At 66.6% G+C, this 8887-nt stretch carries 6 protein-coding genes; all 6 read right to left on the reverse strand.

The window, feature by feature from the left end:
• Nucleotides 1–42: 42 nt before the first annotated feature.
• The 6 genes from gltB to ACFE7K_RS12350 all read right to left on the reverse strand — a co-directional run bounded on the left by gltB (nucleotide 43) and on the right by ACFE7K_RS12350 (nucleotide 8709).
• Complete coding sequence (gltB, locus tag ACFE7K_RS12325; RefSeq protein WP_375398490.1) at nucleotides 43–4563, reverse strand: glutamate synthase large subunit; 4521 nt, start codon at nucleotides 4561–4563, stop codon at nucleotides 43–45.
• A complete protein-coding gene (locus ACFE7K_RS12330; protein WP_375398491.1) occupies nucleotides 4560–5030 on the reverse strand; it encodes a hypothetical protein in 471 nt (156 codons plus the stop codon). Before ACFE7K_RS12330 ends, gltB begins: the two co-directional genes overlap by 4 nt.
• The gene (locus ACFE7K_RS12335) at nucleotides 5027–5329 is read right to left on the reverse strand and encodes a nucleotidyltransferase domain-containing protein (RefSeq protein WP_375398492.1); all 303 of its coding nucleotides are present in this window, start codon (nucleotides 5327–5329) and stop codon (nucleotides 5027–5029) included. The genes ACFE7K_RS12330 and ACFE7K_RS12335 overlap by 4 nt, the downstream gene beginning before the upstream one ends.
• On the reverse strand, nucleotides 5326–6765 hold the full coding sequence (locus ACFE7K_RS12340; RefSeq protein ID WP_375398493.1) for an NAD(P)-dependent oxidoreductase: 1440 nt from the start codon (nucleotides 6763–6765) through the stop codon (nucleotides 5326–5328). The genes ACFE7K_RS12335 and ACFE7K_RS12340 overlap by 4 nt, the downstream gene beginning before the upstream one ends.
• Nucleotides 6766–6908: 143 nt before the next feature.
• The gene (locus ACFE7K_RS12345; RefSeq protein WP_375398494.1) at nucleotides 6909–7718 is read right to left on the reverse strand and encodes an undecaprenyl-diphosphate phosphatase; all 810 of its coding nucleotides are present in this window, start codon (nucleotides 7716–7718) and stop codon (nucleotides 6909–6911) included.
• Nucleotides 7719–7773: 55 nt separating this feature from the next.
• Nucleotides 7774–8709 (reverse strand): complex I NDUFA9 subunit family protein, encoded by a 936-nt coding sequence (locus tag ACFE7K_RS12350; RefSeq protein WP_375398498.1) that lies wholly within the window; start codon nucleotides 8707–8709, stop codon nucleotides 7774–7776.
• Nucleotides 8710–8887 lie beyond the last annotated feature (178 nt).

Raw genomic sequence — 8887 nt, forward strand, 5'->3', positions numbered from 1 at the left:
CGCCGCCCTCAACCCCGTATGTGCGCCTGGCGCCGATCCCCGTCACTCGGCCGCGACCAGTTCCGCGCTGTCGTCGAGCGAATGCGGCAGGCGGGTCAGCATCTCCTTTGGCACGATTTGCCAGAAGCGGCCGAGCGAGCGCTCCCAATCCACCAGGATACCGGTGGACCAACTGCTGTCGGTCGCCTCGGCATGCTCGCTGACCAGGTTCCTCAGCACCGTCTCCCAATGCTCTGACGCGATCCGTTGCCACACGATGGTCTCGCCGTTGGCGCGGCGGCTGAAGCTGCCCGAGGCGTCATAGACGAACGCCATGCCGCCGGTCATCCCCGCGCCAAAATTGGTGCCGACCGGGCCCAGCACCACTGCCACGCCGTTGGTCATGTATTCGCAGCCATTGGCCCCACAGCCCTCGACCACCACCGTCGCGCCAGAATTGCGCACGGCGAAGCGCTCGCCCGCCTGGCCCGCCGCGAACAGCCGGCCGGCCGTCGCGCCGTACAGCACAGTATTGCCGACGATCGTGTTCTCCTGGCTGGCGAGCGGCGACGACACCACCGGGCGGACGATGATGATGCCGCCCGACAGGCCCTTGCCAACATAGTCGTTGGCGTCGCCGAACACTTCGAGTGTGATGCCCTTGCACAGGAACGCACCCAGGCTCTGCCCGGCCGACCCGCGCAGCCGGACCGTGACGTGGCCGTCGGCCAGCTTGGCCATGCCGAACTTGCGCGTGATCTCGCTCGACAGCCGCGTGCCGACAGCACGGTGGGTGTTGCGCACCGAATAAGTCAGCTGCATCTTCTCGCCGCGCGAGAAGACCGCGGCGGCATCCTTTATCATCTGCGCGTCGAGGCTGTCGGGGACGTCGTTGCGGAACGTCGACAGGCTGAATCGCCGCTCGGCATCGGTCGCGTCGACCTTGGCGAGGATCGGGTTGAGGTCGAGGTCGTCGAGATGCTCGGCGCCGCGGCTCGCCTGGCGCAGGAACTCGGTGCGGCCGATCACCTCGTCCAGGCTCCTGACGCCAAGCCGTGCCAGGATGTCGCGCACCTCCTCGGCGATGAATGTCATCAGGTTGATGACTTTTTCGGGCGTTCCGGTGAATTTGGCGCGCAAGGCCGGATTCTGCGTGCAGATGCCGACCGGACAGGCGTTTGAGTGACACTGTCGCACCATGATGCAGCCCATCGCCACCAGGCTGAGCGTGCCGATGCCAAACTCTTCCGCGCCCAGGATCGCGGCGACGACCACGTCACGCCCGGTCTTGAGTCCACCGTCAGTGCGCAATTTTACGCGACCGCGCAGGCCGTTGAGCGTGAGCGTCTGGTTGACCTCCGACAGCCCCATTTCCCACGGCGTGCCGGCATATTTGATGCTGGTCTGGGGCGACGCACCCGTACCGCCGACATGGCCGGCGACCAGGATGACGTCGGCATGCGCCTTGGCCACGCCCGCCGCGACGGTGCCGATCCCCGCCGAGCTGACCAGCTTCACGCAGACGCGCGCTCGGGGATTGATCTGCTTCAAGTCGTAGATCAGCTGCGCCAAGTCCTCGATCGAATATATGTCGTGATGCGGCGGCGGGCTGATCAGGGTGACACCCGGGGTCGCGTGGCGCAGGCGGGCGATGAACTCGGTGACCTTAAACCCGGGCAACTGGCCGCCCTCGCCAGGCTTGGCCCCTTGCGCGACCTTGATCTCTATTTCTTCGCAGGCGTTTAGATATTCCGCGGTGACGCCGAACCGGCCACTGGCGATCTGCTTGACGCCAGAATTGGCATTATCGCCGTTTTCATAGGGAATATAGCGGGAACTGTCCTCGCCGCCTTCGCCCGAGACGGCGCGCGCGCCGATGCGGTTCATCGCGATCGCCAGCGTCTCGTGCGCCTCGGGGGAAAGCGCGCCCAGCGACATGCCGGGCGTCACGAACCTTTTCCTGATCGCGGTGATCGCCTCGACCTGGTCGACCGAAATGCCTTCGTCGGGGAAATTGAACTGGAGCAGGTCGCGCAGATAGACCGGCGGCAGGTCGGCGACCCCGCGCGAGAACTTCTGGTAGGTCGAATAGCTGTCGGTCGCGACCGCCGACTGCAACAGGTGCATCAGCTGCGCCGAATAGGCATGTTCCTCGCCGCCGTGCCGCTGGCGATAGAAGCCGCCGATCGGCAGCGTGACGATGCCGGTGTCATAGGCCGCGCGATGCCTGAGTTCGGCATTGAGGAACAGCGAGGCATAGCCCTCCCCCGAAATCTTGGCGGGCATGCCCGGGAACAGGTCGTTGACCAGGCTGCGGCTCAATCCCACCGCCTCGAAATTATAGCCGCCGCGATAGCTGGAGATCACCGCGATCCCCATCTTCGACATGATCTTCAGCAGCCCCTCGTCGACCGCCTTGTGGTGGTTCTTTAGCGCCTGGTCGATGGTCATGTCGCCGAACAGGCCGCGCGCCTGGCGGTCGGCGATCGCCGCTTCCGCCAGATAGGCATAGACGGTGGTCGCGCCGACGCCGATCAGCACCGCGTAATAATGCGTGTCGAGGCATTCGGCGGTTTCGATATTGACGCTGGCATAGGAGCGCAGCCCCCGCCGGACGAGGTGGGTGTGGACCGCCGCCGCCGCCAGCACGCCGGCGATCGCGACCCGTCCCGGCCCGCCCGCGCGATCGGACAGGAACAGTTCGCTCTTGCCCTCGCGCACCGCCTGTTCGGCCTGGTCGCGAATCCGCTGGATCGCCGCCCTCAGCGCGTCGGCGCCCCCGCCGCCGGCGGTAAAGGTGCAGTCGATCTCCACCGCCGCCGGCCCGAAATGCGCCTTCAGCCGGGCCCAGTCGACGCCGCGCAATACCGGGCTTTCCAGGACCAGCACGCCGTCCCGCCGCGTATCGGCGTCGAGGATGTTCGACAGGTTGGCGAACCGCGTCTTGAGCGACATGACGTGGCGTTCGCGCAGAGAATCAATCGGCGGATTGGTCACCTGGCTGAAATTCTGCCGGAAGAACTGGCTGATCAGTCGCGGTTTGTCGGAAATGACCGCGAGCGGGGTGTCGTCGCCCATCGATCCGATCGCTTCCTTGGCGGTCTCGACCATCGGGGCCAGGATCAGCTCCATGTCCTCGATCGTCTGCCCGGCGGCGACCTGGCGGCGGGCCAGCTCGGCGCGGTCGAACCGCGTGACGCAATCGCCCGCCACCACCGGCAGGTCGTCCATCGACAGGAAGTTGCCGATCATCGCGGCGTAATCCGCCTCGCCGGCGATGCGGTCCTTAATCTCGCGATCGTGGAATACCTGTCCTTCGGCCAGGTCGACGGCGATCATCTGGCCAGGGCCCAGCCGGCCTTTTTCGACGATCATCGTTTCCGGCACGACGACCATGCCCGTTTCCGACCCGACGATCAGCAGGCCGTCGGCGGTCATCGTATAGCGCAAGGGGCGCAGCGCGTTGCGGTCCATTCCCGCCACCGCCCAGCGCCCGTCGGTCATCGCCAGCGCGGCCGGACCGTCCCACGGCTCCATCACGCTCGCCAGATATTTGAACATGTCGAGATGCGCCCTGGGCATCTCGTCCCTGGGTCCCCAAGCCTCGGGCACCAGCATCAGCTTGGCAGTCGGCGCGTCGCGGCCGGAACGGCAGATCGCCTCGAACACCGCATCAAGCGCGGCGGTATCGCTGGCGCCGGCCGGGATCACCGGCTTGATATCCTCCGAATGCTCGCCAAACGCATTGGCCGCCATCTTGATCTCGTGGCTGAGCATCCAGTTCTTGTTGCCGCGGATCGTGTTGATCTCGCCATTGTGCGCCAGGCAGCGGAACGGCTGCGCCAGCCACCATTGCGGGAAGGTGTTGGTCGAATAACGCTGGTGAAAGATCGCGACGCGGCTTTCGAAGCGTGAATCGAGCAGATCGGGGTAGAATTCGGACAGGCTGGCCGCCAGGAACAGCCCCTTGTAGATGATCGAGCGACAGCTGAGCGAGCAGACGTAGAAGCCCTGGATCTGCGCGGCGATGATCCTCTTTTCGATCCGCCGGCGGACGAGATACAATTCCTTCTCGAATTCGGCGATGGTGGCGGCGTCGGGAGCGGGGCCGGCAATCATGATCTGCTCGATCTCGGGACGCGTCGCCTGCGCCTTCATGCCGATCACCGAGACGTCGACCGGCACCTGGCGCCAGCCATAGATGGTATAGCCGGCCTCGATGATCGCGCTCTCGACGATCGTTCGACAGCTTTCTTGCGCGCCGAGATCGGTGCGCGGCAGGAAGATCATGCCGACCGCCAGGCGGTTGGGCATCGGGCGGTGTCCGGAGGCCTGCACCGCCTCGTCGAAGAAGCGGTGCGGCAGGTCGACATGAATGCCGGCGCCGTCGCCGGTCTTGCCGTCGGCATCGACCGCCCCCCTGTGCCACACCGCCTTCAGCGCATCGATCGCCGACTGGACGACGCGGCGCGACGCCTTGCCGTCGGTCGCCGCGACCAGCCCGACGCCGCAAGCGTCGGTCTCGAATTCGGGGCGGTACATGCCGTGTTCGGCGAGATAGGTGCGGACGGATTCCTCGATCATGACAATAATCCCCGATCCGCGATCCGCGCGCGCAGGATCGCGTAGGCGGCGACAAGCTGCGCACTGGCGGCCCAGGCGTCGTTCACCCGCTCGACCTGCTCGGCCTCGTCAATCGGATATTCGTGAACGAGCCTGTTGCGAAGCTCCGAGGCGTCGATCCACGCGTCGGCGTTATCAAACACGCCCAGCTTCTCGAACTGGTTCGCCAGATCGCGGCGCGTCATCGCACGCACATCCTCCAGCTCCCAGCTCAAATAGGCGCGGAGCAGCCGGCCAAGCATGTCCTGCAACTGCTCATAGCGCTTGAGCAGGGCAATGGTGGCGATCCGCTCGACGACAGGCAGCAAATCGAACTGCTCCTCCACGACAGGGAGCACAGGTCCGAGAAGGGAACGGAGATCGTCATACCCCTGCACGATTCGGTCGCAACGCGCGACCGCGGCACGGATCACTTCCCCGGTCTTCATGCGATCGGCACGGACGAGGGAGCGACCATCTGCGCAAAGGACGATGGCGGCTTGCCTCGTTCAACTAGGACGACATCGACCTTCTGCTCGTCGATATGGCGAAACAGCGCGTCCCGGAAATCGCCGATACGACGCCATTCGGATCGCTCGCTCGCATCGGCCTCGATCAGCAAATCGATATCGCCGCCGCGCAGATCGTCGCGTGTGCGGCTGCCGAACAGGCGCACCGATGCATTCTCTCCGAAGACGTCACGAGCCGCTTTCTTGATCGCCTCGATATCGCGAGCCTTCAGCCTCACGCCGCCTTCCTTTCGCTCTTCGCCCTGGCGCGCAGATATCTGTCGATGTGCCCCGCCACGTCACGGCCGTCGCGTATCGCCCAGACCACCAGGCTGGCACCGCGCACGATGTCGCCAGCGGCGAACACGCCGTCCAGGCTGGTCATCAGCGTGGCATTGTCGACCATCGCCGTGCCCCAGCGCGTGACGCCGAGTTCGGGCGCGCCGAACAAGCGGGGCAGATCCTCGGCATCGAAGCCCAGCGCCTTGATTACCAGGTCGGCGCCGCGCACTTCCTCATTGCCCGGATCCGTTTCCGGCGCCCGCCTGCCGCTGGCATCGGGCGCGCCGAGCCGCATCCGGGCGATGGTCACGCTGGCGATGCGCCCCGGCCCGCCGAACGATTGCGGGGCGGACAGCCAGACGAACTCGACGCCCTCCTCCTCGGCATTGGCGACCTCGCGCGGCGACCCGGGCATGTTGGTGCGGTCGCGGCGATAGAGGCAGGCGACCGATGCCGCACCCTGGCGGATCGCGGTGCGCACGCAATCCATGGCGGTATCGCCGCCGCCGACGACGACGACGCGCTTGCCCGCCGCGTCCAGCGTGCCGTCGTCGAACGCCGGGACGGCGTCGCCGAACCCCTTGCGGTTGGACGCGGTGAGGTAATCGAGCGCTTCGACCACACCCTGCGCCTCGACCCCCGGCGCCAACAGGCCGCGCGCACGGTAGACGCCGGTGGCGATCAGGATAGCGTCGTGACGGGTTCGGAGATCCTCGAGCCCCGTGTCGCGACCGACCTCGAAACCTTCGTGGAATACCACGCCGCCGGCTTTCAGCCGGTCGACCCGGCGCATGACCACCGGCTTTTCCAGCTTGAACCCGGGGATGCCATAGGTCAGCAGCCCGCCGGCGCGGTCGTGGCGGTCATAGACATGGACCTCGTACCCGGCAGTGCGCAGCAGGTCGGCGGCGGTCAGCCCGGCGGGGCCGGCGCCGATGATCCCGACCGACTGGCCGCGCATGGGCCCGGGCGTTATCGGCTCGACCCAGCCATTCTCCCACGCCGTGTCGGTGATGAACTTCTCGACCGAGCCGATCGTCACCGCGCCGTGACCGGAAAATTCGATAACGCAATTGCCCTCGCACAGCCGGTCCTGCGGGCAGATGCGGCCGCAGATTTCGGGCATGGTCGAGGTCGCGTTGCTCAGCTCATACGCCTCGCGCAGCCGCCCCTCGGCAGTCAGCCGCAGCCAGTCGGGGATATGATTGTGGAGCGGGCAATGCACCGTGCAATAGGGCACGCCACATTGCGAGCAGCGCCCCGCCTGCTCCTCGGCCGCGGGCGCACCATAACGATCGGCGATCTCGCGGAAATCCTCAGCACGCATGCTGGCGTCGCGCTTTGCCGGATAGGCCTGCGCCTGATCGACGAATTGCAGCATGTTTCCGGTCATCGCGAGCCTTTCGTCAAGCTCGCTATCGCAACGAAATGACGGAGTCCAGCTTAAAGGACAGCTATACTGTCATAAAATTACGTCGAATGTCGCGAGTGAAAGGCCTTTCGTCGAAAACTTAGGATAAAAGTTACGGAACGGACCTATATTGCCAACAGAGCTATTAGAGCCAGGCCTCCTATGCCGATTCGATACCACGCAAATGGCGTGAAACCGTGCTTGCCGACCAGGCCGACGAACCAGCGCACGACGAGCAGCGCGACCATGAACGCGACCAACGTTCCCATCGCGATGCCGCCCAGCCCGACGCCGCCGCCCGCTTTCAACGCCTCGCGATTGCTGACCAGTTCCAGCGCGGTCGCCCCGACCATCGTCGGAATGGCCAGGAAGAAGCTGAACTCGGCCGCGGTGCGCCGCTCGACTCCCAGGCTCAGCGCGCCCAGGATCGTCGCGCCCGACCGGCTGACGCCGGGGATCATCGCCAGGCACTGGATGAAGCCGATGCCGGCGACAATGCCCAGCGGGATGTCGGCGACGCCGCTGATGTCGCCTTCCTTGACGAACCGCTCGATCCCCAGGATCGCGATGCCGCCGACGATCAGCGCCACCGCGACCGTCAGCGGCGAACCCAGCAGCGCCTCGATGTGCCTGTGCAGCAGAACCCCGATCACCGCCGCCGGCACGAAGGCGACCAGGATGTTGCGGACGAACCGGATCGCCACCGGATCGAACTTGGCCAGCCCCGTCAGCACCGCCCAGAACGTCCGCCAGTAAAGCACGACGATCGCCAGGATCGCGCCCAGCTGGATGACGATGTTGAACACCTTCCAATATTCGGCGTCATAGCCGAGCAGCGCGCCGGCCAGGATCAGATGCCCGGTCGACGACACGGGCAGGAACTCGGTCACGCCCTCGACGATGCCGAGCAAGATGATGGAAATCAGGTCACCCACGCCCACCCCCCCTTCGCGGCGCCACGCGGCGCCGATATGATCGCCCGGCCAACGATCAGGCCGATGCGGCCGGTGTGCCGAACCGCCCGTTGCGGCGATAGCGCACGAGCCAGCTCGGCGCGACGCCCGCCATCGCCATCGGCGTGATGCCCAAGGCGGCGAACCCGTCGACCTTGCCGCTGGCGACATTGTCGGTCTGGAGCATGCGCCATTGATCGCGGCTGATCGGCGCGCCGGGCAGGAACCCGACCATCGACAGCGCGGCGCCGACCATGTCCGGCAGCTCGACGATCGCCGGCGAGCGGCCCGTCGCCTGTGCCAGCCAGCGGACCAGCTCGCCCATCGTCAGCACTTCGGGCCCGGCCAGTTCAAAGGTGCGGCCGCCGAACGACACCGGATCGCCGAGCACCGCCGCAGCGGCGCGGGCGACGTCGGCGACATAGACCGGCTGGAACCGCGCGCCCGCGCGCAGCACCGGCACCACCGGCCCGGCGACCATCCCGGCAAAGCGGTTGATGAACTTGTCCTCCGGCCCGAACACGATCGATGGCCGCAGGATGGTCGCGCCCGGCCAGGCGGCGCGGGCCGCCGCCTCGCCTTCGCCCTTGCTGCGATAGTAAGCCGAGGCCGAGGCCGGATCGGCGCCGATCGTCGAGACGAGCACGAAGGAACGGGCACCCGTCGCCCGCGCCGCGGCGGCCGCGGCCCCGGGCCCGTCGACCTGGATGCCGCGGAAGTCGGGGCCCCAGGTGCCGACCAGATACACGACCGCGTCCGACCCCTCGACCGCGCGCATGATCGTCTGCGGCTTCGTCACGTCGGCGGCGACGAACTGCGTCTGGCCCAGCCCGCCGAGCGGCTTGAGGAACCACGCGCGGCGCGGATCGCGCTCGACGATGCGCACGCGCGCGCCGGCCGCCAGCGCTTCCTGCGCGACATATCGCCCCAGAAATCCGCCGCCGCCGATCAACGTTATCAGCTTGTCCTTCATCGCCTTCCTCGGCCGCCCGTGAGGACGTTCCATGCCGCGTGACCGCCGCTCCGGCAAGCCACGTACGGCATGTTGACAACGCACGAGGCGGCCAATAGAGCGCGCCGCCTACCCCCGTGCCCGGATGGCGGAATTGGTAGACGCACCAGCTTCAGGTGCTGGCGCTCGCAAGGGCGTG

It is taken from the genome of uncultured Sphingomonas sp., from assembly GCF_964244265.1.
In the GTDB taxonomy this organism is placed as follows: Bacteria; Pseudomonadota; Alphaproteobacteria; order Sphingomonadales; family Sphingomonadaceae; genus Sphingomonas.